General features: G+C 74.7%; 27 protein-coding genes. 16 read left to right on the top strand and 11 right to left on the bottom strand.

Annotation, left to right across the window (positions count from 1 at the left end):
* Positions 1-32 precede the first annotated feature (32 nt).
* The 10 genes from atpE to ACI796_RS05675 all read left to right on the top strand — a co-directional run bounded on the left by atpE (position 33) and on the right by ACI796_RS05675 (position 8,240).
* Positions 33-260, top strand: coding sequence for an ATP synthase F0 subunit C (gene atpE / locus ACI796_RS05720; protein WP_387992453.1), 228 nt, complete (start codon positions 33-35; stop codon positions 258-260).
* Between the two features lie 46 nt (positions 261-306).
* Positions 307-888 (top strand): F0F1 ATP synthase subunit B, encoded by a 582-nt coding sequence (locus ACI796_RS05715; protein WP_456940273.1) that lies wholly within the window; start codon positions 307-309, stop codon positions 886-888.
* A complete protein-coding gene (locus ACI796_RS05710) occupies positions 888-1,706 on the top strand; it encodes a F0F1 ATP synthase subunit delta (RefSeq protein WP_456940272.1) in 819 nt (272 codons plus the stop codon). The genes ACI796_RS05715 and ACI796_RS05710 overlap by 1 nt, the downstream gene beginning before the upstream one ends.
* Before the next feature lie 56 nt (positions 1,707-1,762).
* Positions 1,763-3,394: a F0F1 ATP synthase subunit alpha gene (gene atpA / locus ACI796_RS05705; RefSeq protein WP_456940271.1), complete on the top strand. Its 1,632-nt coding sequence runs from the start codon at positions 1,763-1,765 to the stop codon at positions 3,392-3,394.
* A gap of 3 nt (positions 3,395-3,397) precedes the next feature.
* On the top strand, positions 3,398-4,369 hold the full coding sequence (locus tag ACI796_RS05700) for a F0F1 ATP synthase subunit gamma (protein WP_456940270.1): 972 nt from the start codon (positions 3,398-3,400) through the stop codon (positions 4,367-4,369).
* Between the two features lie 67 nt (positions 4,370-4,436).
* Positions 4,437-5,873, top strand: a complete 1,437-nt coding sequence (gene atpD / locus ACI796_RS05695) for a F0F1 ATP synthase subunit beta (protein WP_456929340.1) — start codon at positions 4,437-4,439, stop codon at positions 5,871-5,873.
* Positions 5,874-6,216: 343 nt separating this feature from the next.
* The gene (locus ACI796_RS05690) at positions 6,217-6,774 is read left to right on the top strand and encodes a hypothetical protein (RefSeq protein WP_456940269.1); all 558 of its coding nucleotides are present in this window, start codon (positions 6,217-6,219) and stop codon (positions 6,772-6,774) included.
* 245 nt (positions 6,775-7,019) lie between these two features.
* Entirely contained in the window at positions 7,020-7,229 is a 210-nt protein-coding gene (locus tag ACI796_RS05685; protein ID WP_456940268.1) for a hypothetical protein, read from the top strand.
* A 188-nt stretch (positions 7,230-7,417) separates the two neighbouring features.
* Positions 7,418-7,807: a F0F1 ATP synthase subunit epsilon gene (locus ACI796_RS05680; protein WP_387992473.1), complete on the top strand. Its 390-nt coding sequence runs from the start codon at positions 7,418-7,420 to the stop codon at positions 7,805-7,807.
* Positions 7,808-7,838: 31 nt separating this feature from the next.
* Positions 7,839-8,240, top strand: a complete 402-nt coding sequence (locus ACI796_RS05675; protein ID WP_456940267.1) for a DUF2550 domain-containing protein — start codon at positions 7,839-7,841, stop codon at positions 8,238-8,240.
* Positions 8,241-8,249: 9 nt separating this feature from the next.
* Here ACI796_RS05675 and ACI796_RS05670 read toward each other — a convergent pair whose 3' ends face one another.
* The gene (locus ACI796_RS05670; protein WP_456940266.1) at positions 8,250-8,852 is read right to left on the bottom strand and encodes a cob(I)yrinic acid a,c-diamide adenosyltransferase; all 603 of its coding nucleotides are present in this window, start codon (positions 8,850-8,852) and stop codon (positions 8,250-8,252) included.
* A 57-nt stretch (positions 8,853-8,909) separates the two neighbouring features.
* Between ACI796_RS05670 and murA the strand changes: the two genes are divergently transcribed.
* Positions 8,910-10,190, top strand: coding sequence for a UDP-N-acetylglucosamine 1-carboxyvinyltransferase (gene murA / locus ACI796_RS05665; RefSeq protein WP_456940265.1), 1,281 nt, complete (start codon positions 8,910-8,912; stop codon positions 10,188-10,190).
* Between the two features lies 1 nt (position 10,191).
* Here murA and ACI796_RS05660 read toward each other — a convergent pair whose 3' ends face one another.
* On the bottom strand, positions 10,192-10,524 hold the full coding sequence (locus tag ACI796_RS05660) for a hypothetical protein (RefSeq protein ID WP_456940264.1): 333 nt from the start codon (positions 10,522-10,524) through the stop codon (positions 10,192-10,194).
* A 126-nt stretch (positions 10,525-10,650) separates the two neighbouring features.
* Between ACI796_RS05660 and ACI796_RS05655 the strand changes: the two genes are divergently transcribed.
* A complete protein-coding gene (locus ACI796_RS05655; protein ID WP_456940263.1) occupies positions 10,651-12,669 on the top strand; it encodes a protein meaA in 2,019 nt (672 codons plus the stop codon).
* A gap of 18 nt (positions 12,670-12,687) precedes the next feature.
* Here ACI796_RS05655 and ACI796_RS05650 read toward each other — a convergent pair whose 3' ends face one another.
* Together ACI796_RS05650 and ACI796_RS05645 are read right to left on the bottom strand one after the other, a co-directional pair.
* Positions 12,688-13,884, bottom strand: a complete 1,197-nt coding sequence (locus ACI796_RS05650; RefSeq protein ID WP_456940262.1) for a sensor domain-containing phosphodiesterase — start codon at positions 13,882-13,884, stop codon at positions 12,688-12,690.
* A 60-nt stretch (positions 13,885-13,944) separates the two neighbouring features.
* On the bottom strand, positions 13,945-14,682 hold the full coding sequence (locus ACI796_RS05645) for a YqjF family protein (RefSeq protein ID WP_456940261.1): 738 nt from the start codon (positions 14,680-14,682) through the stop codon (positions 13,945-13,947).
* A 58-nt stretch (positions 14,683-14,740) separates the two neighbouring features.
* Here ACI796_RS05645 and ACI796_RS05640 point away from each other — a divergent pair, with 58 nt between their 5' ends.
* Entirely contained in the window at positions 14,741-15,514 is a 774-nt protein-coding gene (locus tag ACI796_RS05640) for an enoyl-CoA hydratase-related protein (protein WP_456940260.1), read from the top strand.
* A gap of 74 nt (positions 15,515-15,588) precedes the next feature.
* Here ACI796_RS05640 and ACI796_RS05635 read toward each other — a convergent pair whose 3' ends face one another.
* Positions 15,589-16,422, bottom strand: coding sequence for a hypothetical protein (locus tag ACI796_RS05635; RefSeq protein ID WP_456940259.1), 834 nt, complete (start codon positions 16,420-16,422; stop codon positions 15,589-15,591).
* A gap of 65 nt (positions 16,423-16,487) precedes the next feature.
* Between ACI796_RS05635 and nucS the strand changes: the two genes are divergently transcribed.
* The 3 genes from nucS to ACI796_RS05620 all read left to right on the top strand — a co-directional run bounded on the left by nucS (position 16,488) and on the right by ACI796_RS05620 (position 19,327).
* Positions 16,488-17,159, top strand: a complete 672-nt coding sequence (gene nucS / locus ACI796_RS05630) for an endonuclease NucS (RefSeq protein ID WP_456940258.1) — start codon at positions 16,488-16,490, stop codon at positions 17,157-17,159.
* A gap of 76 nt (positions 17,160-17,235) precedes the next feature.
* Positions 17,236-19,017: a 3-hydroxyacyl-CoA dehydrogenase family protein gene (locus ACI796_RS05625; RefSeq protein ID WP_456940257.1), complete on the top strand. Its 1,782-nt coding sequence runs from the start codon at positions 17,236-17,238 to the stop codon at positions 19,015-19,017.
* Position 19,018: 1 nt separating this feature from the next.
* Entirely contained in the window at positions 19,019-19,327 is a 309-nt protein-coding gene (locus ACI796_RS05620) for a hypothetical protein (RefSeq protein WP_456940256.1), read from the top strand.
* 76 nt (positions 19,328-19,403) lie between these two features.
* Here the strand turns inward: ACI796_RS05620 and ACI796_RS05615 are convergent, their stop codons facing one another.
* The 6 genes from ACI796_RS05615 to mce all read right to left on the bottom strand — a co-directional run bounded on the left by ACI796_RS05615 (position 19,404) and on the right by mce (position 25,595).
* Positions 19,404-20,066 (bottom strand): class F sortase, encoded by a 663-nt coding sequence (locus tag ACI796_RS05615; RefSeq protein WP_456940255.1) that lies wholly within the window; start codon positions 20,064-20,066, stop codon positions 19,404-19,406.
* A complete protein-coding gene (locus ACI796_RS05610; RefSeq protein ID WP_456940254.1) occupies positions 20,063-20,935 on the bottom strand; it encodes a DUF4397 domain-containing protein in 873 nt (290 codons plus the stop codon). The genes ACI796_RS05615 and ACI796_RS05610 overlap by 4 nt, the downstream gene beginning before the upstream one ends.
* 106 nt (positions 20,936-21,041) lie before the next feature.
* Positions 21,042-21,977, bottom strand: a complete 936-nt coding sequence (locus tag ACI796_RS05605; RefSeq protein ID WP_456940253.1) for a hypothetical protein — start codon at positions 21,975-21,977, stop codon at positions 21,042-21,044.
* 44 nt (positions 21,978-22,021) lie between these two features.
* Entirely contained in the window at positions 22,022-23,497 is a 1,476-nt protein-coding gene (locus ACI796_RS05600) for a hypothetical protein (RefSeq protein ID WP_456940252.1), read from the bottom strand.
* A 191-nt stretch (positions 23,498-23,688) separates the two neighbouring features.
* On the bottom strand, positions 23,689-25,020 hold the full coding sequence (gene ccrA / locus ACI796_RS05595; RefSeq protein WP_456940251.1) for a crotonyl-CoA carboxylase/reductase: 1,332 nt from the start codon (positions 25,018-25,020) through the stop codon (positions 23,689-23,691).
* 113 nt (positions 25,021-25,133) lie between these two features.
* Positions 25,134-25,595, bottom strand: a complete 462-nt coding sequence (gene mce / locus ACI796_RS05590; protein WP_456940250.1) for a methylmalonyl-CoA epimerase — start codon at positions 25,593-25,595, stop codon at positions 25,134-25,136.
* Between the last annotated feature and the right edge of the window lie 77 nt (positions 25,596-25,672).

Raw genomic sequence — 25,672 nt, 5'->3', positions numbered from 1 at the left:
ACCGGGCGACGACACAGGAGGAACACCCCGTCATGGATCTTCTGGCTGAGCTGTCCGGCAGCATCGGCTCCGTGGGCTACGGCCTCGCCGCCATCGGCCCGGGCATCGGCGTCGGCATCGTGTGGGCGGCCTACATCCAGGCCACCGCGCGGCAGCCCGAGTCGGCCGGCCTGACCCGTACCTACGCGTTCCTCGGGTTCGCGCTCTCCGAGGCGCTCGCGCTCATCGGCTTCGTCGTCCCCTTCGTCTTCGGCACCTGATCCGCGCCCGCGGGCCGGTACCGACTGAGACAGGGACACTGAGACCATGAACATCCTCGCAGCGGAGAGCGCGAACCCGCTCCTCCCGCCCCTCGGCGAGATCGTCATCGGGCTGATCGCGTTCGCGGTCGTCATGCTGGTCTTCTTCAAGTTCATCGCGCCCCGCTTCGAGCAGGTCTTCCGGGCCCGCCGCGAGGCGATCGAGGGCGGGATCGAGCGCGCCGAGGCCATGCAGGCCGAGGCGAAGGCCGCGCTGGAGCAGTACCGCGCCCAGCTGGCCGAGGCACGCACCGAGGCCGCGCAGATCCGGGACCAGGCCCGCGCCGAGGGCCAGCAGATCCTCGAGGAGCTGCGCGCCCAGGCGCAGGAGGAGTCGGCCCGCATCGTCGCCCGCGGCGAGGAGCAGCTGGCCGCCAACCGGCAGTCGGTGGTCAACGAGCTGCGCGGCCAGATCGGCACGCTGGCCGTCGACCTCGCCGGCCGTGTGGTCGGGGAGTCCCTGGAGGACGAGGCCCGGCGCCGCGGCACCGTCGACCGGTTCCTCGACCAGCTCGACGGCATGGCCGGCGGTGCGGCGGGCAACGGCCGCACCGGCAGCACGGTGTTCGTCCCCGGCGGCGACCGCTGATGGACGCCTCCAGCCGCGAGGCGCTCGTGGTCAGCCGCGAGCGCCTCGCCGCGACGACGGCCGGTGCCGCCGGCCCGGGCCTGCTGGCCCTGGCCGACGAGCTGTTCGCCGTCGCGCGGCTGCTCGACGGCACCGTGGCGCTGCGCCGGGCCCTGTCCGACCCGGCGGCCAAGCCGGCCGACCGGGCCGGGCTGGCCCGCCGGATCCTCGGCGGGCGGGTCTCCGAGGCCACCGTCGACCTGGTCGAGACCGCCGCCCGCCAGCGGTGGTCGCGGCCGCTGGACCTCGTCGAGGCCGCCGAGATCCTCGCCACCGAGGCCTCGCTGGACGCCGCCGAGGCGCGCGGGGAGCTCGAGGGCGTCGAGGACGAGCTGTTCCGGTTCGGCCGGATCGTCGGCGGCGACCCGGAGCTGTCCCGCATCCTCTCCGACGACTCGGCACCGGCCGAGGGACGCGCGGCGCTGCTCGACCGGCTCCTGTCGGGCCGGGTCAGCCCGGTCACCGAGCAGCTGCTGCGGAACTCGCTGACCGCCCGGCACGTCGGTAACGCGGAGAACCGTGTCGAGCGGCTGTCCGTGGCGGCCTCCGCCCGGCGCGGCCGCTCGGTCGCCCACGTGACGACGGCGGTGCCGCTGACCGTGACGCAGGAGCAGCGGCTGCGCGACGTGCTCGGCCGGATCTACGGGCGGACGATCGGCCTGCAGGTGACGGTCGACCCCGAGGTGCTCGGCGGCCTGGTCGTGCGCGTCGGCGACGAGGTCATCGACGGCAGCATCGCCAACCGGCTCGAGTCCGCCGGCCGCCGGCTCGCCGGCTGACCCGCCCCACCCCAGACCACAGACAGCACGACCCAGCAGGGAAGAGGACGCGCGCCATGGCCGAGCTGACGATCTCCGCAGACGAGATCCGCAGTGCCATCCAGAACTACGTCACCGAGTACTCCCCGGACGTGTCCCGGGAAGAGGTCGGGATCGTCACCGAGGCCGGCGACGGCATCGCCCGGGTCGAGGGCCTGCCCTCGGTCATGACCAACGAGCTGCTCGAGTTCGAGAGCGGCGTCCGCGGCCTCGCGCTGAACCTCGACGTCCGCGAGGTCGGCGTCGTCATCCTCGGTGACTTCGCCGGCATCGAGGAGGGCCAGCAGGTCCGCCGCACCGGCGAGGTCCTGTCGGTGCCGGTCGGCGACGGCTACCTCGGCCGCGTCGTCGACCCGCTCGGCAACCCGATCGACGGCGGCGGCGAGATCGCCACCACCGGCCGCCGCGCGCTGGAGCTGCAGGCCCCCACCGTCGTGCAGCGCAAGTCGGTGCACGAGCCGCTGCAGACCGGGATCAAGGCCATCGACGCCATGACCCCGATCGGCCGCGGCCAGCGCCAGCTGGTCATCGGCGACCGCCAGACCGGCAAGACGGCGATCGTGCTCGACACGATCATCAACCAGAAGCAGGCCTGGGCCACCGGCGACCCGAAGCAGCAGGTGCGCTGCATCTACGTCGCCGTCGGCCAGAAGGGCTCGACGATCGCGGCGATCCGCGCCTCGCTCGAGGAGGCCGGCGCGATGGAGTACACGACCATCGTCGCCGCTCCCGCGTCGGAGGCCGCCGGCTTCAAGTACATCGCCCCCTACACCGGCTCGGCCATCGGCCAGCACTGGATGTACGAGGGCAAGCACGTCCTGATCGTGTTCGACGACCTGTCCAAGCAGGCCGAGGCCTACCGCGCCGTCTCGCTGCTGCTGCGCCGCCCGCCGGGCCGCGAGGCCTACCCGGGCGACGTCTTCTACCTCCACTCCCGGCTGCTGGAGCGCTGCGCCAAGCTCTCCGACGACCTGGGCGCCGGGTCGATGACGGGTCTCCCGCTCATCGAGACCAAGGGCAACGACGTGTCGGCCTACATCCCGACCAACGTCATCTCGATCACCGACGGGCAGATCTTCCTCGAGACCGGTCTGTTCAACTCCGGTGTCCGCCCGGCCATCAACGTCGGCATCTCGGTGTCCCGCGTCGGCGGCTCGGCGCAGATCAAGGCGATGAAGTCGGTCGCGGGCCGCCTGCGCCTGGACCTCGCCCAGTACCGCGAGCTCGAGGCCTTCGCCTCGTTCGCCTCGGACCTGGACGCCTCCAGCCGGGCGACCCTCGACCGCGGCCAGCGCCTGGTGGAGCTGCTCAAGCAGGGCCAGTACCAGCCGTACCCGGTCGAGCGCGAGGTCGTCTCGCTGTGGCTGGGCACCACCGGCAAGCTCGACCGCGTGCCGGTGTCCGACGTCCGCCGGTTCGAGTCGGAGTTCCTCGACTACATCGGCCGCAGCGAGAGCGGCGTCTTCGACGAGATCCGCAGCTCGCGGGCCCTCGGCGACGACGCGGTGAGCAGCCTCGAGCGCGCCGTCGAGAGCTTCTACCAGCAGTTCACGACGTCGGACGGCACCTCGCTGGTCAACGAGCCCGAGGCCGAGGCCATGGACGCGTCCGAGCGTGGCCAGGAGCGCGTCCAGGTCAAGAAGGCCTGACCGGTGGCCGGTTCCCTTCGCGCGCTGCGGCGCCGCATCCGCTCCACCCAGTCGACGAAGAAGATCTTCTCGGCCCAGGAGCTGATCGCCGGCGCCCGCATCGTGCGCGCCCAGGCCCGGGTGGAGGCGTCCAAGCCGTACGCCCGGGAGATCACCCGGGTCCTGTCCGCGCTGGCGTCGTCCGCCTCGCTCGAGCACCCGCTGCTCACCGAGCGGCAGTCGACGCGGCGGGCCGCGGTCCTGGTGGTCACCTCCGACCGCGGGTTCGCCGGCTCGTACAACGTCAACGTGCTGCGGCGGACCGAGGAGCTGCTGTCGCTGCTGCGGCAGGAGGGCAAGGAGCCGCAGGTCTACGTCATCGGCCGCAAGGGGGAGACCTACTACTCCTTCCGCAACCGGCCGGTGGTGCAGACCTTCACCGGGTTCTCCGAGCAGCCGGCCTATCCCGACGCCCAGGAGGTCGGGCGCGTCCTCATCGACGCGTTCACCGCCGGTGCCGACGACGCGGACGGCGGCCCGGGTGCCGACGGCGTGGCCGGCGTGGACGAGCTGCACATCGTCTACACCGAGTTCCGGTCGCTGCTCGCCCAGGTCCCGGTCGCCAAGCGGCTGGCCCCGCTGGAGGTCGAGGAGGTCGAGGAGTTCGACTTCGAGCGGGAGGACCGCGAGGCCGGCCGCACCGGCGACTCCGGCGTCCCCACCTCGTACGAGTTCGAGCCCTCGGCCGACGCGCTGCTCGACGCGCTGCTGCCGAAGTACGTCACCACCCGCATCTACGCGGCGCTGCTCGAGGCCGCGGCCTCCGAGTCGGCGTCGCGGCGGCGGGCGATGAAGTCGGCCTCGGACAACGCCGAGGAGCTGGCGAAGAACCTCTCCCGCCAGGCCAACCAGGCGCGCCAGGCCGAGATCACCCAGGAGATCAGCGAGATCGTCGGTGGCGCCGACGCGCTGGTCGCAGCCAACGCCGACGACTGACCACCCCGGTCCCCGCCCGAGGCGGGGGCCGCAGGATCTCCGATCCACCTGACCGAGGAGCCCCCTCATGACCGTCACCGAGGACCGTCCGACCACCCAGACGACCGGCCGCGTCGTCCGGGTCACCGGGCCGGTCGTCGACGTCGAGTTCCCGCGCGACGCGATGCCCGACCTGTTCAACGCCCTGCACGTCGACGTGACCCTCGCCGACCTGGGCAAGACGCTGACCCTCGAGGTCGCCCAGCACCTGGGCGACAACGTGGTCCGCACCATCTCCATGGCCCCGACCGACGGTCTGGTCCGTGGCGCCGAGGTCCGGGACACCGGAGGCTCGATCAGCGTCCCGGTGGGCAACGAGGTCACCGGGCACGTGTTCAACGCCCTCGGTGAGTGCCTCGACAAGCCCGGCTACGGCCAGGACCTGCCGCGCTGGTCGATCCACCGGCACGCGCCGCGGTTCGACCAGCTCGAGGGCCGCACCGAGCTGCTCGAGACCGGCATCAAGGTCATCGACCTGCTCACCCCGTACGTGGCCGGCGGGAAGATCGGCCTGTTCGGCGGTGCCGGCGTGGGCAAGACCGTGCTGATCCAGGAGATGATCCGCCGGGTCGCCCAGGAGTTCGGTGGCGTGTCGGTGTTCGCCGGCGTCGGCGAGCGCACCCGCGAGGGCAACGACCTCATCACCGAGATGACCGAGTCCGGCGTCATCGAGTCCACCGCGCTGGTCTTCGGCCAGATGGACGAGCCGCCGGGCACCCGGCTGCGGGTGGCGCTGTCGGCGCTGACGATGGCGGAGTACTTCCGCGACGAGCAGAACCAGGACGTGCTGCTCTTCATCGACAACATCTTCCGGTTCACCCAGGCCGGGTCCGAGGTGTCCACGCTGCTGGGCCGCATGCCCTCCGCCGTGGGGTACCAGCCGACCCTCGCCGACGAGATGGGCGAGCTGCAGGAGCGGATCACCTCGACGCGGGGTCACTCGATCACCTCGCTGCAGGCGATCTACGTGCCCGCCGACGACATCACCGACCCGGCGCCGCACACCACCTTCGCGCACCTCGACGCGACGACGGTGCTCTCCCGGCCGATCTCGGAGAAGGGCATCTACCCGGCCGTCGACCCGCTGGACTCCACCAGCCGGATCCTCGACCCGCAGTACGTCGGGCAGGAGCACTACCAGGTCGCGCAGACGGTGAAGCAGATCCTCCAGCGCTACCAGGAGCTGCAGGACATCATCGCGATCCTCGGCATCGACGAGCTCTCCGAGGAGGACAAGGTCACCGTGCAGCGCGCACGGCGGATCGAGCGGTTCCTCTCGCAGAACATGTTCGTGGCCGAGGCCTTCACCGGTCAGCCCGGCTCGTTCGTGCCGCTGTCGGAGACCCTCGAGGCCTTCAAGGCGCTCACTGAGGGCAACTACGACCACGTGCCCGAGCAGGCCTTCTTCATGTGCGGTGGGCTCGAGGACCTCGAGCGCAACGCGGAGAAGCTCAAGCGCGGCTGATCCCGGGCTGCGCCGTCGATGGCCGGGTGTCCCGCTGGGGCACCCGGCCATCGTGCTTCCCGGGTCTCGTCGTCCGCGGCTGGCAGGATGCCCCGGCCGGTCGCGGGAGCCGGGAACGGGGAGCGTGTCAGTGCAGGAGCAGGAGGTCGTCCGAGGGGACGACGAGTCGTCGGCGACGGTGACGACGGAGCACGAGGGGCGCGACGCCGCTGCTCCAGGTGTGACGGCGGTGCTCGAGCCGCTGCCGGGCTCCGGGCCGGCGGTGCCCGGACTGCTGGCACCGGCAACCCCGGAACCGGCGCCGCGACGGTCACGCCGGTGGGTCGCGCCGGTCCTTGCAGGGGTGGTCGCACTGCTCACCGGTGGAGTCGGTGGCGGGCTCGCGGGGGCCGACGCGGCCGACGACCAGGTCCGCGTCGACGCCCTGACTGCCGAGGTGGGTGATCTGCGCCAGCAGGTGAACGGGCTGCAGACCGAGGTCGAGGACACCCGCGACCAGGCGGAGCGGGACGTCGCCGGTGCCCGTGCGGCGGCCGAGTCGGCGGCGGCCGCGGACTACGCGGCCCGGCAGGCCGAACTCGACGCCCGCTCCGCGGCACTCGACGGACGGGAGGCGGATCTCGTCGCACGGGAGGACGCCGTCTCGGTCCTCGAGCAGCAGGCCGCCGACAACCGGATCCCGGGAAGTGGTGTGCACCTCGTCGGGACAGAGGTCGCGCCGGGTACCTACCGTGCGACCGACCCGGGGGAGTGCTACTGGGAGCGGCTCTCGGGCCTGTCCGGCGACTTCGACGAGATCATCGCGAACGGCATCGGAGCCGGGGACGCCACCGTCACCATCCGGGCCGGCGACCTCGCCTTCTCCTCCGAGCGTTGCGGCTCCTGGGAGCGCATCGGCTGAGGTCCGGCCGCGACGGCCCGGTGTCCCTTGCGGGGGACACCCAGCCGTCGTGCGTCCGGGGTGCCACGTACGTGAAGAAACCGTCACGGACGGTCGGGACGGGCCAGGGCGTGGCGCGGCACGGGGTTGACGTCCCCGGCGTCGTGGGCAGGTGCCTTCCGGGCGCACCTCAAGAGCGGGAGCCTTGCTGCCGATCGGAGAGGGTGGCGCCCGGAGGGACCGGACGCGTCGTGTGGGAGAAGACCATGGAGTGGCTGGACGCGACCAGCACCGACGGCACGGTGACCCGCCTGCCGGCCGGGACCGCCGATCCAGGGTGGACCTGGCCGTCGACGTCCGTACCGCACGTGCACGACATCGCCTACGACACCGAGGAGTGGGCGCCCGCCTCGACGGTGCGTCACCCGTGGGTCCGCGTCGGTCGCTGGACCCTCCTCTACCGCCGCGCCGCCTGAGGAACGGCCACCCTTCCCCCCACGCCTCGCCAGCCCGGCGCGGGCCCCTGACGGGTGGCCGTTCCAGCACCTCACCCGGCCCGCGCCGGGTGCCGCGGGTCCCGCGGCTAGAGTGGGCCCGTCCGTCGCCGTGCCCGCTTCCCGGCCGGCGTCCCAGCACCGCCCGTCGGTGGACCCGGAGGAGTGTCGTGGCGACCCTGCAGGTCGAGTTGGTGGCCGTCGAGCGGACCATCTGGTCGGGCGAGGCGAGCATGGTCATCGCCCGCACCACCGAGGGCGAGATCGGCGTCCTGCCCGGCCACGCCCCGCTGCTCGGCGAGCTCGCTCCCGGTGGCGTCGTCACCGTCCGGACGACCGAGGGTCCGGACATGGTCGTCGCCGCCCACGGTGGCTTCCTGTCGGTGACGCCGAAGGGCGTGTCCATCCTCGCCGAGACTGCGGAGATCTCCTCCGAGATCGACGTCGAGCGGGCCCGCGAGGCACTGCGCCGCGCCGAGTCCGCCGGCGACGACCCCGAGGCCCTCGCCGCCGCCCGCCGCGCCCAGTCCCGCCTGCGGGCCGCCGGGCAGGCCGACTGAACCGACCGGACCGCGCCCGTCCCAGCCGCCGGTGACCACCGCCCTGCTCGTCCTCGCCGGGCTGCTGGTCGTCGTCCTGGTGGTCGCCTTCCTCATCCGCCGCCGGCTGCTGCTGTCCGGCCTCGGCGCGGTGACGATGTGGCTGCGCCCGGCGGGCAGCTCCCGGTGGTCGGTGGGCGTCGCCTGGTACGGGGGAGAGGCGCTGCTCTGGTACCGCGCGCTGTCCCTGTCGGTCCGCCCGCAGCAGCGGCTGTGCCGCACGGAGGTGGCGGTCGAGGGCCGGCGGGCCCCCGGGCCGGACGACGTCGCCCTGCCCGACGACGCCGTCGTCCTGACCTGCGTCACCGGCAGCGGCCGCAAGGAGCTGGCCATGGACCCCTCCACGGTGACGGGGTTCCTCTCCTGGGTGGAGTCGGCCCCGCCCGTGCACTGACGCCCGGCGTCAGCCCCGCGCGGCCCGCTGGGCGTGGACGCCGCTGTGCGCCCCGGGCTCCCACAGCACGTCGCCGTCGGGGTTGGCCGCGCGGGCGAGGATGAACAGCAGGTCCGAGAGCCGGTTGAGGTAGCGCGCGGTCTCCGGGTTGGTGCGCTCGCCGTCGGCCTCGAGCAGCGCCCACACGCTGCGCTCGGCCCGCCGGACGACCACCCGCGCCTGGTGCAGCAGCGCCGCCAGCGGCGTCCCGCCGGGCAGCACGAAGCTGGTGAGCTTCGGCAGCGCCTCGTTGTGCTCGTCGCAGGCCGCCTCCAGCCGCTCGGTGTAGGCGGCGGTCACCCGCAGCGGTGGGTGCGCGGGGTCGGGCACCACGGGCGTGGACAGGTCGGCGCCGACGTCGAACAGGTCGTTCTGCACGCTGCGCACCAGCTCCACCAGCCCCGGCGACGGCGACCCCAGCGCCAGCGCCACGCCGAGCACGCTGTTGGCCTCGTCGACGTCGGCGTAGGCGGCCAGCCGCGGGTCGGTCTTGGCCACCCGGCTCATGTCGCCCAGGTGGGTCTGCCCGGCGTCACCGGTCTTCGTGTAGATGCGGGTGAGCCGGACGGTCATGGGGCGAGCGTAGGACGCTGCCCGGAGCCGCCCGCGCACCCGCCGTAGGGTGGTCGGGTGCAGTGCTTCGAGGTGACCGGCGGCACCGCCCTCAGGGGCCAGGTTCGGGTCACGGGGGCGAAGAACAGCGCCCTCAAGCTCATGGCCGCCGCGCTCCTGGCCTCCGGGCGGACGACGATCGACGAGGTCCCCGACATCCTCGACGTCGCGATCATGAGCGAGGTGCTGCGCCGCCTCGGCTGCGACGTCGGCTACGAGCGCTCGGGGCACCCCGGGGGCGGCGGCCGGGTCGTCGTCGACGTGCCGGAGGACCCCACCACCGAGACCGACTACGACCTGGTCCGCAAGATGCGCGCCTCGATCAGCGTGCTCGGCCCGCTGGTCGCGCGCTGCGGCAGCGCCCGGGTGGCGCTGCCCGGCGGCGACGCGATCGGCTCCCGCGGGCTGGACATGCACATCTCCGGCCTCGAGCGGCTCGGCGCCTCGATCCACAGCGAGCACGGCTTCCTCGTCGCCTCCGCGCCGCGGCTGGTGGGCACCTCGATCTGGCTGGACTTCCCGTCGGTCGGGGCCACCGAGAACCTGCTCATGGCCGCGGTGCTCGCCGAGGGGACGACGGTCATCGACAACGCCGCCCGCGAGCCGGAGATCGTCGACATCTGCTCGATGCTCACCGCGATGGGCGCCCGCATCGACGGCGCGGGCACGTCCACGCTCACCGTCGAGGGCGTGGACGTGCTGTCGCCGGTGACCTACTCGACGGTGCCCGACCGGATCGTCGCCGGGACGTGGGCGATCGGCGCGGTGATGACCCGCGGCGACGTCGTCGTCGAGCGGGCCGTCCCCGACCACCTCGCCGTCCCGCTGGACAAGCTGGTGAGCGCCGGCGCCACCGTGGAGGTCGTCGAGAACGGCGTCCGGGTCGCCATGGACGAGCGCCCGCGCGGGGTCGACGTCGTCACGCTGCCGTTCCCCGGGTTCCCGACCGACCTGCAGCCGATGGCGGTCGCGCTGGCCGCGGTGTCCACCGGCACGGCGCTGATCACCGAGAACGTGTTCGAGGGCCGGTTCATGTTCGTCAACGAGCTGGTCCGCCTGGGCGCCGACGTGCGCATCGACGGCCACCACGCCGTCGTCCGCGGGCGGGAGCGGCTGTCCTCGGCACCCGTGCTGGCCACCGACATCCGCGCCGGCGCCGGGCTGGTGCTCGCCGGCCTGCTGTCCGACGGCGTCACCGAGGTGCAGGACGTGCACCACGTCGACCGCGGCTACCCGGACTTCGTCGAGCAGCTGCGCGGCCTGGGCGTGGAGATCCAGCGGGTCGAGCGCCCGGACTGACTCAGGCCGCGGGGAAGGAGGACGCCAGCGCGCGGGCGCGGGCCGCGTCCTCCGGGAAGACCAGCACGTCGGCGCGGTGCGCCTCGGGGAAGCGGACGGTCGAGCGGATCCCCGCGTCGGAGAGCACCGCGCGCAGCGCCAGCGCCGACTCGCGGCGGGACAGGGTGGCGACCCGGGTGAGCAGGCCGTCGTTGGCAGGCGAGGGGCGGCGCCGGCGCATGCCGCCGGTGGAGCTCCCGCCGAAGGCCCAGCGCATGAAGAGGGCGAGCAGCACCATGACGACGATCGCGATGACCGGTCCGGCGATGTAGCTCAGACTGCCCGGCTGCAGCACGGCGCCTCCCCTCGGCGGGTGGCGTCCGGGCCCCTCCCGGCCCGGTCGCACACGACCGAGTGTGCCACCGCGGGGCTCCCGGACCGGTGCTGCTACTGGTCGGTAACACCCTTACACTCCGCTGGCATGCCGTTCCCTTCATCGCCGAAGGAGCGCGACCGCCCCTGGGTCATGCGCACCTACGCCGGCCACTCCTCGCCGGCCGAGTCCAACGCGCTCTACCGCCGGAACCTGGCGAAGGGGCAGACCGGCCTGTCGGTCGCCTTCGACCTGCCGACGCAGACCGGTTACGACCCCGACGACGAGCTCGCCGTCGGGGAGGTCGGCAAGGTCGGCGTCCCGGTCACGCACCTCGGCGACATGCGGGCGCTGTTCGACGGCATCCCGCTCGACGAGATGAACACGTCGATGACGATCAACGCCACCGCCATGTGGCTGCTCGCGCTCTACCAGGCGGTCGCCGAGGAGCACGGGCACGACGTCGCGGAGCTCGCCGGGACGACGCAGAACGACATCATCAAGGAGTACCTGTCGCGAGGGACCTACGTGTTCCCGCCCGGGCCCTCGATGCGGCTGATCACCGACACGGTCGCCTACACCGTGACGGCCATGCCCAAGTGGAACCCGATCAACATCTGCAGCTACCACCTGCAGGAGGCCGGCGCGACGCCGGTGCAGGAGATCGCCTACGCGATGAGCACCGCGATCGCCGTCCTGGACTCGGTGCGCGACTCCGGCCAGGTGCCGCAGGAGCGCTTCGGCGAGGTGGTCGCGCGCATCTCCTTCTTCGTCAACGCGGGCGTCCGCTTCGTCGAGGAGATGTGCAAGATGCGCGCCTTCACCCAGCTCTGGGACGAGCTGACGCAGGAGCGCTACGGCGTGCAGGACCCCAAGCACCGCCGGTTCCGCTACGGCGTGCAGGTCAACTCCCTGGGCCTCACCGAGGCCCAGCCGGAGAACAACGTGCAGCGGATCGTGCTCGAGATGCTCGCGGTCACGCTGTCCAAGGACGCCCGCGCCCGCGCGGTGCAGCTGCCGGCGTGGAACGAGGCGCTGGGCCTGCCCCGGCCGTGGGACCAGCAGTGGTCGCTGCGGCTGCAGCAGGTGCTCGCCTATGAGACCGACCTGCTCGAGTACGACGACCTGTTCACCGGGTCGGTCGTGGTGGAGCGGAAGGTCGCCGAGCTGGTCGAGGGCGCCCGTGCCGAGATCGCCCGGGTGCAGGAGATGGGCGGGGCGGTGGCCGCCGTCGAGTCCGGCTACATGAAGGGGCAGCTCGTCGCCTCGCTGGCCGAGCGGCGGCGCCGGATGGAGAACGGCGAGGACGTCGTCGTCGGGGTCAACCGGTTCGAGGGCACCGAGCCCAACCCGCTGCTGGCCGACCTCGACGCCGCCATCCAGGTCGTCGACCCCGCCGTCGAGAGCGCCGCCCGGGAGGCGGTGCGGAAGTGGCGGGCCGAGCGCGACCCGGCGCCGGTGGAGGCCGCGCTGGCCGCCCTGCGGGAGGCCGCCGGCAGCGACGTCAACCTCATGGAGGCGACCCTGCGGTGCGCCCGGGCGGGCGTGACGACGGGGGAGTGGGCCGGCGTCCTGCGCGAGGTGTTCGGCGAGTACCGCGCCCCCACCGGCGTCGCCGCGGCCACCGGCGGCGGCGAGGCCGACGAGACGCTGGGTCGGGTCCGCGAGCGGGTGCGGGCCACCGGCGAGGAGCTCGGCGGGCGGCTGCGGTTCCTGGTCGGCAAGCCGGGGCTGGACGGGCACTCCAACGGCGCCGAGCAGATCGCCGTCCGCGCCCGCGACGCCGGGTTCGAGGTGGTCTACCAGGGCATCCGGCTCACGCCTGCGCAGATCGTGTCGGCCGCGATCGAGGAGGACGTGCACGTCGTCGGGCTGTCGGTGCTGTCCGGCTCGCACCTGCAGGTGGTCCCGGCGGTGCTGCAGGGCCTGCGGGAGGCCGGCCTGGACGACGTCCCGGTCGTCGTCGGCGGGATCATCCCCGACAGCGACGCGCGCCGGCTGCGCGAGCAGGGCGTGGCCCGGGTGTTCACGCCCAAGGACTTCGGGCTCACCGACATCATGGGCCAGGTCGTCGACGTCGTCCGCGAGGCGAACGGCCTGGACGAGAAGGTGCCGGCCTCCGTCTGAGCCGCCGGCCGGCGCCGCTCACGCGATCGGCGCCGGCCGGCCGAACAGGTGGCCCTGCCCGTAGCGGACGCCGCGGGTGAGCAGGGCGTCGCGCTCGGCGGTGGTCTCGATGCCCTCGGCCACGAGCGTGGCACCGGTGTCGGCGGCGAAGGCCACCATCGCCGCGGTCATCGCCTGCCGGGCCGGGTCGACGTCGACCCCGCTGACCAGCGCGATGTCGAGCTTGATGGTGTCCGGCCGCAGCCGCAGGATGTGCCGCAGGCTGGCGTAGCCGGCACCGGCGTCGTCGATGCTGAGCCGGATCCCGGCCGCCCGCAGCGGCGCCAGGGCGCCCAGGACCGGCCCGTAGTCCGCGATCGGGCTGTGCTCGGTGATCTCCACGGTCAGCGCCGTCCGCCGGACGCCGGCGAGCAGCGCCTCGCCGACCTGGGGGGACAGCAGCGCCTCGGGGGAGAGGTTGACCGCCATCCGCCGGCCCCGCGGCAGCCGGTCCCCGGCCTCCAGGGCGGCGTGCACGGCCAGCAGCTCCAGGTCCACGCCCAGGCCGACGACCGCGGCGTCGGCGAACAGCGTCGCCGGGCCGCCCTCGCTGCCGGGGAAGCGGGACAGCGCCTCGTGGGCGACGACGGTGCCGCTGTGCATGTCGACGACCGGCTGGACGTGCACCTCCAGCGCCCGACGCTCCAGGACGTCGCAGACCCGCGCGCGCCGGGTGGCCAGCTCGGCCTCGGCGGCCTCCTCGGCGGTCAGCCGCTCGCCGATCAGCTCGGCGAGCAGCTCCACCGTCCGCACCGACGAGCCGTCCAGCTGCTCGCCGGCGTCCCGGCTGATGCAGCACAGCATCCCGAGCGGGCGCCGGTCGTCGCCGCGCACCGGGGCGCCGACGTAGGAACCGATCCCCAGCTGGTGGGTGACGGCGAGCTCGCGGGTGACCGGGTTGCGGTCGGCGCCGGTGACCACCGGCGGCAGCTGACCAGAGAGCACCCGCACGCAGAAGGACTCCTCGAGCGGCATCGACATGCCCTCGGAGACGTTCATGGCACCGAGCGCGCCGGTGGCCGAGGCGATCTCCTGGCGGTCCTGGGTGAACACCGACAGCCAGGCGACGTCCATGCCGAGCCGGGCGCGCGCGAGGTCGAGCAGGCGGTGCACCCAGTCCCCGCCGGCGTCGTCGGTCGTCGGGTCGGCGGTCGCGACGGGCTGCGGTGCTCCCACCCGGGCAGTGTCGCCGCTGTGCGCCGTCTTGCCCAGGGGGTTGCGGAACGGCTCCGTGCGTCAGACGCGGGGGCCGAAGCGGACGTCGACGCCGGGGGAGAACAGCACGCTGTCCGGCGGGCCGCCGACGCCGGGCAGCCCGGCCGCGGCGAGCAGGTCGCCGTCCCAGGCCAGGAGCTCGGCGCGGTGCAGCGGCCAGGCCGGGTGCTCGTTGGGCCAGTACCGCGTGCGGCCCCGGCTCGTCTGGTGCAGCCCCCAGCGGCCGGTGAGGAAGCGCTCCAGCGGACCGGGCCGCTCCAGCCGTGGGCCGACCCGCACCTGGACGCGGCCGCCGGCGCCGCGCGGGCCGGGCCAGCGCCGCCGGGAGGTGTAGGTCAGCAGGTCGCCGTCGCGGCTCAGGCGCATCCGCGACCAGAGGTAGGGCAGCCCGGCGGCGCGGGCGACCAGGACCGGGAGCAGCCGGTCGGCGTCGAGGGACCGGAAGACGACGCCGCGCCGGCCCCGCCCGTCCACGGAGTACAGCCGCACGTTGGTCTCGAGGAAGGAGCCGACGTAGGGGAGGCCGGGCGAGCCGAGGACGCCGGTGCGGCGCATGCGGAAGGGCACCAGCCCGACCCAGCTGCGCCCGTCCGGGGTGGTGTCCGGCCGGGTGCCCGGCGGCAGCAGCGGCGCGACGACGTCCGGGTCGACCGCCCAGTGGAGGAACGCGACGTCCCGCCAGCCCTGGCTGAACAGCGTCCGCCCGGCGGCGCGCGGCGCGGTGTCGGTGACCTCCTCGACGTCCCTCCCGGTGTCCACCCCTCCAGCGTCCCAGCCGCGTTGCGGCCGACCGGCCGCCCGTGGTGAGGTCGGTCACGTGACCGCCGAGGGAGCTCCCCGCGTCGAGCGCGACGAGGACGTCGTCCGCATCACCATGTGCCGGCCGCAGCGGCGCAACGCGCTGTCCCGCGACCACCTGACCCTGCTGCTGGCCGCCGTCACCGAGGCCGGCGGCACCGACGCGGCGGGCATCGTCCTGGGCGCGGAGGGGCCGGTGTTCAGCGCCGGGCACGACTTCCGGGACGTCGTGGACCGGCCGGTGACCGAGGTGCGCAGCCTGCTCGCCCTGTGCACCGAGCTGGTGCAGACGCTGCAGGACGTGCCGCAGGTCGTCGTCGCGCGGGTGCACGCCCTGGCCACCGCCGCGGGCTGCCAGCTCGTGGCCTCCTGCGACCTCGCGGTGGCCGCGGAGTCGGCCGGCTTCGCCGCCCCGGGCGGCAAGGGCGGCTGGTTCTGCCACACGCCGATGGTGGCCATCGCCCGCAACGTCGGCCGCAAGCGGGCGATGGAGCTCGCGCTCACCGGCGACGTCATCGACGCGCGGACCGCGCTGGACTGGGGCCTGGTCAACCGCGTGGTGCCCGACGGCGAGCTCGACGCCGCCGTCGACGAGCTCATGGCGCGGGCCACCCGCGGCTCCCGGGCCAGCAAGGCGTGGGGCAAGCAGACGATGTACGCCCAGCTCGACCGGCCCGAGCGGGACGCCTACGGCGTCGCCGTCGAGGTGATGGCGTCGGCCAGCCAGATCGACGGCGCCCGCGAGGGCATGCGGTCGTTCCTGGAGAAGCGCCCGCCGGTCTGGGAGGACTGAGAGGACCCCGTCCTCCCCACCCTCCGCAGGCTCAGGGCGGGCCCCGGGACGGGGCCGGACCGAGCGGAAGAGCCTCAGTCCAGGTCCGCGCAGCCGGTCTCGTGCGGCAGCACCGGCCGGAACGCGATCGACCAGCGGGTGCCGTCCGGCGTGGTCCACGGCGTGAGCACGTTCGCCGGGGCGGCCGCCGCGAGCACGTCGGCCGCCTGCTGCCCGGTGGCGCTCACGCAGGTCAGGCCGGCGCCGATCGGGGTGCCGGGCAGCCCGGGCCCGGGCCAGGCGACGTCGGGCTGGGGGAACTCCGGGTCGCCGCCGGTGTAGGGCTGGACCACCGCGGCCACCGTCTGCGGCACGTAGGACTCCGCCGGGCCCGCGGCGGCCAGGCCGGTGAGCTCGTCCACCAGGTCGTGGAGCCGGCCGCGGGCCTCGGCCTGCTCCGGGGTCAGGGACTCGTCGGGGGTCTCGGCCAGCGCGTAGACCTCGCGGACCGCGGTGCCCTCGGCGGTGGTCAGGGTGATGCGGGTGGTGGGCGCGTCGGCCACCGGCGGCTCGCCGAGGTCGGCGTCGTCGGTCACCCCGGCGTCGACGGCGCGGTCGAGCAGGTCGCGGACGGTGGCCTCGTCGACCTCGGTCACCTGCACGTTCGGCAGCGCGGGGGAGGGCCAGATCTCGATCTGCGGGCCCTCGGTGAACACCCGGCCGTCGCCGTGCACGGTGACCAGCGGCAGCCGGGTGGCCAGGTCCTCCGGGGGCACGAAGCCGCCGGTGTGCTCGACCTGCAGCACGGGCCCCGCGGGCAGGGGGTCGGGCGACGGCGCCGCGGCGTCGGTCCCGTCCCGCGCACACCCCGCCAGCGCCAGCGCACCGGCCAGCAGGGCGGCCGCGCGCACCGTCGACGTCGTCGTCACGGTCCTGCGACGCGCGACCCGGCGCCGCGGTTCCCGTCGTGACCGGACCGGTACCGTCGGCCCCCGTGCGTCTGGTCATCGCCCGCTGCTCGGTCGACTACATCGGGCGGCTGACCGCCCACCTGCCCATGGCCTCGCGGCTGCTGCTGGTCAAGGCCGACGGGTCGGTGTCGGTGCACGCCGACGACCGCGCCTACAAGCCGCTGAACTGGATGAGCCCGCCGTGCACCCTGAAGGACGAGCTGGTCGACGGGTCCGGCACCTGGACGGTCACCAACAAGGCCGGTGAGCAGCTGGTCATCACCATCGAGTCGGTCGAGCACGACTCCGCGCACGAGCTGGGCGTGGACCCCGGCCTGCAGAAGGACGGCGTCGAGGCCGAGCTGCAGCGGCTGCTCGCGCTGCACGTGGAGACCTTCGGGCAGGGCTGGTCGCTGGTCCGCCGCGAGTACCCGACGGCGATCGGCCCGGTCGACCTGCTCTGCCGCGACGCCGACGGGCGCACCGTCGCCGTGGAGGTCAAGCGGCGCGGCGAGATCGACGGCGTCGAGCAGCTGACCCGCTACCTCGAGCTGCTCAACCGCGATCCGCTGCTGGCCCCGGTCAAGGGCGTGTTCGCCGCGCAGGAGATCAAGCCGCAGGCGCGGGTGCTGGCCGGCGACCGCGGCATCGAGTGCGTGACGGTCGACTACGCCGTCCTCAAGGGCACCGACGACCCCACCCAGCGGCTGTTCTAGGGCGCTACCCGCCGGTAGGCCGGCCTCCCGTGGGGTGGGAGACTGCCCCGGTCAACGCACGGGAGGAGATGGCAGCGTGGCCAGAGAACTGACCGAGGTCGGCGTGGTGGGCCTGGGCACCATGGGTGCGGGCATCGCCGAGGTGCTGGCCCGCGCGGGCCTGTCGGTGACCGCCGTGGAGGTCGGGGACGAGGCGCTGGCCCGCGGCCGCGGGCACGTCGAGCAGTCCACCGGGAAGGCGGTCGCGCGCGGCAAGCTCGACGACGCCGAGCGCGAGGCGATCCTCGGCCGCATCCGCTTCACCACCTCGCTCGAGGACCTCGCCGCCGCGGAGCTGGTCATCGAGGCCGTCCCGGAGCGGATGGAGCTCAAGACCGAGCTGTTCGCGAAGCTGGACAAGATCTGCCCGCCGGACACCATCCTCGCGACCAACACCTCCAGCCTGTCGGTGACCGAGCTGTCGGTGGCCACCGGCCGGCCGAGCAAGGTCATCGGGATGCACTTCTTCAACCCGGCGCCGGTCATGAAGCTGGTCGAGGTCGTGCGCACCGTCGTCACCGAGCCCTCGGTCATCGAGGACGTCGAGGCCCTGGCCGAGCGGCTGGGCAAGGTCGACGTGACCATCGGCGACAAGGCCGGCTTCATCGCCAACGCGCTGCTGTTCGGCTACCTCAACCACGCGGTCTCGATGTACGAGAACCGCTACGCCAGCCGCGAGGACATCGACGCCGCCATGCGGCTGGGCTGCGGCCTGCCGATGGGCCCGCTCGCGCTCATGGACCTCATCGGCATCGACACCGCCTACGAGATCCTCGACACGATGTACAAGCAGTCGCGCAACCGGCTGCACGCGCCCAGCCCGGTCATCAAGCAGATGATGACCGCGGGCCTGCTGGGCCGGAAGTCCGGGCGCGGCTTCTACACCTACGCCGAGCCCGGCTCCGCCGAGGTCGTGCCCGACGAGCGCACCCCGGCCGCCGGCGGTGCCGCCCAGGGCGCCCGCCCGGTGTCGAAGGTCGGCGTCGTCGGCTCCGGGACGATGGCCACCGGCATCGTCGAGGTCGCCGCCAAGGGCGGCTACGAGGTCGTCTTCGTCGCCCGCACCCTCGACAAGGTCGAGGCCGTGCACACCGCGCTGCGGAAGTCGCTGGACAAGCAGGTCGCCCGCGGCCGGCTCGACGAGGCCGGCCGGGACGAGGTCCTCACCCGGGTCACCGGCACCGCGTCGCTGGACGACCTCGCCGACGTCGACCTGGTCATCGAGGCCGTCGTCGAGCACCTGGCCACCAAGCAGGCGCTGTTCGCCAACCTCGGTGAGATCTGCAAGCCCGGCGCGGTGCTGGCCACGACGACGTCGAGCCTGCCGGTCATCGAGTGCGCCAAGGCCAGCGAGCGCCCCGCCGACGTCGTCGGCCTGCACTTCTTCAACCCCGCACCGGTGATGAAGCTGGTCGAGGTGGTCAGCACGATCGCCACCGCTCCCGACGTCGCGGCCACCGCGCACGCGGTCTGCGCCCGGCTGGGCAAGCACGCGGTGTCCTGCACCGACCGGGCGGGGTTCATCGTCAACGCGCTGCTGTTCCCCTACCTCAACGACGCGGTGAAGATGCTCGAGGCGCACTACGCGACCGCCGACGACATCGACGCCGCCATGAAGGTCGGCTGCGGCTACCCGATGGGCCCGTTCGAGCTGCTCGACGTCGTCGGTCTCGACGTCTCGCTGGCCATCGAGCGGGAGCTGTACACCGAGTTCCGCGAGCCCGGGTTCGCGCCGGCCCCGCTGCTCGAGCACCTGGTCACCGCCGGCTACCTGGGCCGCAAGACCGGCCGCGGGTTCCGGGACTACTCCCGGCGCTGAGGTGCCCCGCAGGGGACGACGCAGCGGGGGGCGGCCGGCCGGCCGCCCCCCGCTCCCGCGCCGGGGCGAGGACGTCGAGGAGGCCGCCGACGGCGACTGGGTCGTCCGCCGGCTGACCGGGGCGGCGAGCACCAAGCCCTACCGCTGCCCGGGCTGCGACCAGGAGATCCGGCCGGGCACGCCGCACGTGGTCAGCTGGCCGGCCTACGCCCGCGACTCGGACCTCGAGCCCTGGGACACCGACTCCGCCGCCGACCGGCGCCGGCACTGGCACACCGCCTGCTGGCAGGCCCGCGATCGCCGCCGCTGATCGAAGGGTCACCTTGCCCCCGCCACTCGCGAGCTCGCGGCGGGCCCCTGCAGGGAGGCCGCGCCGATCGGGCGAGTCATCCCGTCTGCGCGAACACCACCACGTTGTCCTCGTAGCTGCGCACCGCGCGGTCGAAGTCGCCGCCGCAGGTCACCAGCCGCAGCTGGGCGTCGGCGGTCGGCCGGTACACCGCGTCGGTCGGGAACGCGTCCTTCGGGTGCCGCTCGACCCGGGTGACGGTGAACCGGGCGGTGCTGCCGTCGGCGCGGTCGACGAGCACCTCGTCGCCGGAGGTGAGCTCGCGCAGGCGCCAGAAGACCGCCGGGCCCCTGCGGGAGTCGACGTGCCCGGCCAGCACCGCCGGCCCGACGTCGCCCGGTGCCGGGCCGCCGGTGTACCAGCCCGCCGTCGCGGGGTCGGCCGGGGCCGCCAGCGCGCCGGTGGCGTCGAGGCCCAGGTCGACCAGCCCGCTGTCGAGACCGATGGCCGGCGCCCGCACCCGGACGGGCGCCGCGGCCGCGGGGGCGGACCGCTGCGCCAGCACGACCGGCCCCGGCACGGCCGCAGTGCCCGTCCCGGCGGTGGCCGGCGGGGGAGCGGCCGGCCCCAGCAGCGCGACCGCCGCCGCGGCGAGCGCGAGGACGGCCAGTGCGGGCCGCAGCAGGCCCGCCCGGCTCCGTGGCGCGCGGTGCCGGGACCGGCGCCCGGGCGCTCGGTGGCGGGCGGCCGGCCCGGTCACCGGCGCCGGCGGCCCGCGGCGTGCCGGCCCGGCGCGGCGCCGGCCGCCGTCCGCCGCGGGGCGAGCAGGACCAGGCTCGCGCCGGCGGCGAGGACGGCGGCACCGGCCACGGCCAGGACGGGCGGCGACGCGGTGCCCGCCGCGCCGCCGGCGCCGGCCTCCACCCCGCCCGTGGGGACGACCCCGGGGCCGGCGGCGTCGAGGGCGGTCCGGACGGTCAGCCCGCCGCCGGCCCGGTCGAGCACCAGCACGCTGTACACCGACCCCGCGTCGACGTGCACCGGCAGGTCCGTGGCCTGGCCGCCCTGCGGCGTCACCGTGACCGCCGTGGCGCCCGCGGGCACGTCGACGTAGCCGGTCGTGTCGGCGAAGGCCAGGCCGGTGGCCAGCGACGGCCCGCCGGGGACGGCGACGTCGAGGGTCTGCGCGCCCGCCGCCGCGGCGACGACCCGCATCCGCGCGGTACCCGGCGGCGGCGGGGTGAGGTCGTCGTCGAGCACCTCGAGGCCGAGGTCGGCGAAGGGGCCGACGCCGGCCACGGTGTGCGCGCTGTCCGCGCCGACCTGCACCGTCGTCGACAGCACCGGCGGGCTCTCCGGGTCCGCACCGGCGGCCCGCATGCTGACCGCGTAGGTGCCGGCCGGGACCGACCGGTAGTCCGACACCGTGCCGTAGCCGACCGCGGGGAACACCTGGCCGGCCGCGGGGTCGGCGACCGAGTCGACGTAGACGTCGACGGCGGGGGTGTCGGGCGACAGGTGCGCCAGCCGGAGCAGGCCGCCGTCGTCCGCGGCCGCCGGGCCGGCGGGCAACCCCGCCACGGCCGCGGTCAGGGCCACCACTGCCAGGACCCGGCTCGTCCTGCTCACTCACGCCTCCCGGTGCAGGGTCGGACCCCGCCGTCGTCAGGGGATGACTCCACGTCTACCTCGTCCGCCCGGGGGCCACACCCGCGGGGGTCCGCCGGGCGCGCCGTCAGCCGGTGGCGGCCGTCACCAGGGCCTCCGGGGCGGAAACGTAGCGGAAGGACACGAGCACCCCGGCGTCGGTCACCTCGACGTCGTCGGGCGCGAACGGCGCGAGCTGGGCGGCGAGCCACGCCCGGAGCCGCTCGGTGGCCTCCGGGTCCCCGGGCACCGGCGCGCCGCCGACGGCGTCGACGAGCGCCCGGCGGGCCGGCGCCTCGGCGCCCTCCTCGCCCGGCAGCGCGGGGAACGACGCGATGCCGACGCCCTCGGTGGCGGCGACGGCGGCCAGCACGGTGAGCAGCCGCTCGTCGACGGCGGCGTCCTGGAGGACGGCGGCCGCCGCGCCCACGGCCCGGGTGGTCGGGTTGGCGAGCAGCGCCCGGGCGAGGTCCTGCCGGCGGGCCAGCTCCCCGGCGGTGGGCTCGCCGGGCGCGGGGTCGACGACGAGCAGCTCGCTGCCGTCCCCGTGCCGGTCGAAGCGGGCCACCACGCGCGAGCCGGCCGGCGCGGCGCCGACGACGGCGAGCAGCGTGCCGGCCGGGACGCCGCCCTCGGCCGGACGCAGCCGGTCGGCCGGGACGCCGGCGTCGGTGAGCTCCCGCCGGACGGCGGCCGTGCCGGCCAGGTCGGTCTGCGGCGGGAGCGCGGCACCGAGCCAGCCGGCCACCGGCTCGGCGCCGTCCGGGGGCGTCGCGTCGTCCCCCGGCGCCGAGGCGCTCGCGGCGGACGGGCGGGCCGCCGGGCCGGCGTCGTCGCGGCCGGCCTGCACCAGCCCCATGCCGCCCAGGAGGGCGGCCAGGCCCGTGGCGAGCAGGGTGCCGCGGACGGCGGGACGCCGCAGGCCCGAGGGCTGCGCGCGGTGCCGGTGCCGGTCGCGCCGCCGGCGGGGGACGGCAGGTGGGGCGTCCGGACCGGGGGCACCCGGTCCGGACACGTCTGCCACGTGCCCTGCCTACCTCGCCGCGGGCCGCGGCGCGCGGGCAGGAGTCAGTGACGCCCGGGGACGGCGGGCTGGCCGCCGGTGTCGCCGCTGCGGACGGCAGGCTGCACCGCGGTCTGCGGGCCCTGGGACTCCGGGGCGCCCTCGGGGGACGGCTGCTCGGCGCGGCTCGACCCGCCGACCTGCCGGCCCTCCTCCTGGCCCGCGGTGTGCACCGGGCGGATCTGCTGGGTCTCGGCCACCGAGGGCCGGCCGGGCTCCTGCGCGGCCGGCGGCTGCACGGCGGGCATCGTCTGCGGCGACGACGGCCGGGTGGGCTGTCGGGCGGCGGCGGCCTCGCCGGCCGGGGCCTCGGCGGGCCGGGTGTGCGGCGTCGGGCGCGGCGCCGCCGGCTGCCCGCCGCTCTGCGGGCCGACGGCGCGCTGCACGGCCGTCTGCGGCCCGACGGCGGGCTGCACGAGCGTCTGCGGCTCCCCGGCGGGGCGGCCGACGGCCGGCTGCACCGCGGTCTGCGGGCCGTCGACGTCACGGCGGGCGGCGGGCTGCTGCTCCTGCGGCGGCTGCGGGGCCGGGGGCGCCGGCTGGGGCGCCTGCGCGGCGGGCTGCGGGGCCTGCGCCGCGGGCTGGGGCGCCGGGGCGGCCGGCTGACGGTCCTGCGGCGCGGCCGGTGGGCGGGCGGCCTGCTGCGGCTGCGCACCCGGGCGCTGCGGCTGGGGCTGGGGCCGGTCGGCCAGGTCCGGCAGGGTGGCCAGCACCCGCCGGGCCTCGTTGAGCCGGGCGGTGAGCTCGTCGCGCACCCGGCGGACGGCGGCGGCGGAGGCCTCGGCGTCGGCGACGACGCCGGTCGCGTGCGCCTCGGCGGCGGCGACGCGCTCCTGCGCGGCCCGCACCGACTGCTGGTCGCGCTCCTCCTCGATCCGCGCGGCCTCGGCGCGGCGGGCGCGCTGCGCGATCTCGAAGTCCTCCTCGATCTTCGCGCGGCGGGCCTGCGACTCGGCGTCGAGCCGGGCGACCTTCTCCTGCGCCTTGGCCACCAGCTCGTCGGCGCGGATCTGCGCCTTGCTGGCGATCTGCTCGGCGTTCTGGCGGGCCTCGGCGAGCATCCGCTCCACCTCGGCCCGGCCCGCCGCGTGCCGCTCGAGCATCGCGCGCTCCTCGGCGGCGGTCTGCTCGCGCAGCGCCCGGGCCTCCTGCTCGGCGGCCGCGCGGATGTCGGCGGCCTCCTCCTCGGCCAGGCGGAGCATGTGCGAGATGCGCTCGCTCATGTTCTCGAAGGTGGCCGGGCCGGAGGTGGCGGCCTTGCGGCGCAGCTGGTCGATCTCCGCGTGCATCGCCGACAGCTGGCCGGCCAGGTCGCTGACGCGGGCGGCCGCGGCGTCCCGGTCGGCGAGCGCGACCCGGATGTCGGCCTCGAGGCGCTCGATGGTCTCGGCCACCTGGTGGCGGTCGTAACCCCGCAGCACCACGTCGAACGAGTGCTGGGCCTCGCGCATCGGCAGCAGGTCGCGGCGGGGATCGGTCATGCGGGTCATCCTCGCAGAGTCGGGGGAGGGTCGTCAGCGTGTCGAGGCGGTCCGGCCGTTCGGCGTGTGGCGCCCCGGGTGGTGCCGGTGGGGCCCCCGGACCGCGCCCCGTCGGACAACGAGGCGGCTCCCCCCAGGGTGCCCGGACGCCGCGGTGGCGTCCGGGCACCCCCGTCCGGGGACCCGTCGGATCAGATCCCGCGGAAGCGGTTGATCGCGGGCAGGTGCTTCTCCCGCTTCTCGGTGTCCTTGACGCCGAGGCCCTCCTCGGGGGCGAGGGTCAGCACGCCGACCTTGCCCTGGTGGAGGTTGTGGTGGACGTCGTAGGCGGCCTGGCCCACCTCGTCCATCGCGTAGGTCTTCGACAGCGTCGGGTGGATCAGCCCCTTGTCGATGAGCCGGTTGGCCTCCCACGCCTCCTTGTAGTTGGCGAAGTGCGACCCGACGATCCGCTTGAGGTTCATCCACAGGTAGCGGTTGTCGTAGGAGTGCATGTAGCCGCTGGTGGAGGCGCAGGTGACGATCGTGCCGCCCTTCTTGGCGACGTAGACGCTGGCGCCGAAGGTCTCCCGGCCGGGGTGCTCGAAGACGATGTCGACGTCGTCCCCGCCGGTCAGCTCGCGGATCCGCTTGCCGAACCGCTGCCACTCCCGGGGGTCCTGGGTCTGCTCGTCCTTCCAGAACCGGTAGCCCTCGGCGGAGCGGTCGATGACCAGCTCGGCGCCCATCCGCCGGACGATGTCGGCCTTCTCCGGGCTGGACACCACGCACACCGGGATGGCGCCGCCGTTGAGGGCCATCTGGGTGGCGTAGGAGCCCAGCCCACCCGACGCCCCCCAGATCAGGACGACGTCGCCCTGCTTCATGTCCGCGCCGTTGCGGGACACGAGCTGCCGGTAGGCGGTGGAGTTGACCAGCCCGGGGGCGGCCGCCTCCTCCCAGGACAGGTGCGCGGGCTTGGGCATGAGCTGGTTGCTCTTGACCAGCGCCAGCTCGGCGAGGCCGCCGAAGTTGGTCTCGAAGCCCCAGATCCGCTGCTGCGGGTCCATCATCGTGTCGTCGTGACCGGCCGGGTCCTCGAGCTCGACCGACAGGCAGTGCGCGACGACCTCGTCGCCGGGCTTCCACTTGTTCACGCCGGGGCCCACCCGGAGCACGACGCCGGCCAGGTCGGAGCCGACCACGTGGTAGGGCAGGTCGTGCCGCTTGGTCAGCTCGGAGACCCGGCCGTAGCGCTCGAGGAACCCGAAGGTCGAGACCGGCTCGAAGATCGACGTCCAGACGGTGTTGTAGTTCACCGACGACGCCATGACGGCGACGATCGCCTCGCCCGGGCCGAGCTCCGGGGTGGCGACCTCCTCCACGTGCAGCGACTTGCGCGGGTCCTTCTCCTTGGTCGGCATCCCCGCGAACATGTCCTGCTCGTCCTTGCGGACGAGGACCGCCCGGTAGGACTCCGGCACCGGCAGACCGCCGATGTCGCTGAGCTGGTCGGCGAGGATGGCGTCCCTGATCTCGTCCACGTGTCTCTCCCGGGTCTTCGTCGGCTCGGAGGGGTGGTAGCGCGGTGCGCGGCAGGTTACCGGCCGGTAACCCACGGGTCGTGCGCAGGTCGGGGTGGTCCTCCCCGGGTGGGTCAGTGCGGGGTGCGGGCGGGCTCGACCAGCTCGACCAGCACTCCGCCGGCGTCCTTGGGGTGCACGAAGTTGACGCGGCTGTCCGACGTGCCGCGCTTCGGGGTGTCGTAGAGCAGCCGCAGGCCGCGCTCGCGCAAGGTGGCGCTGACCGCCTCGACGTCGTCGACGCGGAAGGCGAGCTGCTGCAGGCCCGGGCCCGACCGGCCGATGAACCTGGCGATCGTCGACTCCGGCGTCAGCGGGGCGAGCAGCTGGATGCGGGTGTCGCCGGAGCCGACGGCGAGCATCGCCTCGCGGACGCCCTGCTCCTCGTTGGTCTCCTCGTGCACGGAGCGCACGCCGAAGGCCTGTGCGTAGAAGGCGATCGCCTCGTCCAGGTCGGGGACGGCGATGCCCACGTGGTCGATGGTGGTGAACAGCTCGGCGGGCAGGCCCGCGGGAGCAGTCGCGTCGGCGGTCACCGCGTCATCCTGACGCAAGACGTCTGAGACGACTCCCCGGTGTGGCGACCATCACGTCACCGGTTCGCCGAGCGCGA

Source organism: Geodermatophilus sp. SYSU D00525 (assembly GCF_054050475.1).
This window is presented reverse-complemented; position numbering and strand designations above follow the sequence as displayed.

Coding starts and splice junctions, on each gene's coding strand:
- ACI796_RS05600 (WP_456940252.1), bottom strand. CDS start 23,497: ATGACCGATCCCCGCCGCGACCTGCTGCCGATGCGCGAGGCCCAGCAC.
- ACI796_RS05685 (WP_456940268.1), top strand. CDS start 7,020: ATGGAGTGGCTGGACGCGACCAGCACCGACGGCACGGTGACCCGCCTG.
- atpE (WP_387992453.1), top strand. CDS start 33: ATGGATCTTCTGGCTGAGCTGTCCGGCAGCATCGGCTCCGTGGGCTAC.
- ACI796_RS05670 (WP_456940266.1), bottom strand. CDS start 8,852: ATGACCGTCCGGCTCACCCGCATCTACACGAAGACCGGTGACGCCGGG.
- ACI796_RS05710 (WP_456940272.1), top strand. CDS start 888: ATGGACGCCTCCAGCCGCGAGGCGCTCGTGGTCAGCCGCGAGCGCCTC.
- ACI796_RS05655 (WP_456940263.1), top strand. CDS start 10,651: ATGCCGTTCCCTTCATCGCCGAAGGAGCGCGACCGCCCCTGGGTCATG.
- ACI796_RS05715 (WP_456940273.1), top strand. CDS start 307: ATGAACATCCTCGCAGCGGAGAGCGCGAACCCGCTCCTCCCGCCCCTC.
- atpD (WP_456929340.1), top strand. CDS start 4,437: ATGACCGTCACCGAGGACCGTCCGACCACCCAGACGACCGGCCGCGTC.
- atpA (WP_456940271.1), top strand. CDS start 1,763: ATGGCCGAGCTGACGATCTCCGCAGACGAGATCCGCAGTGCCATCCAG.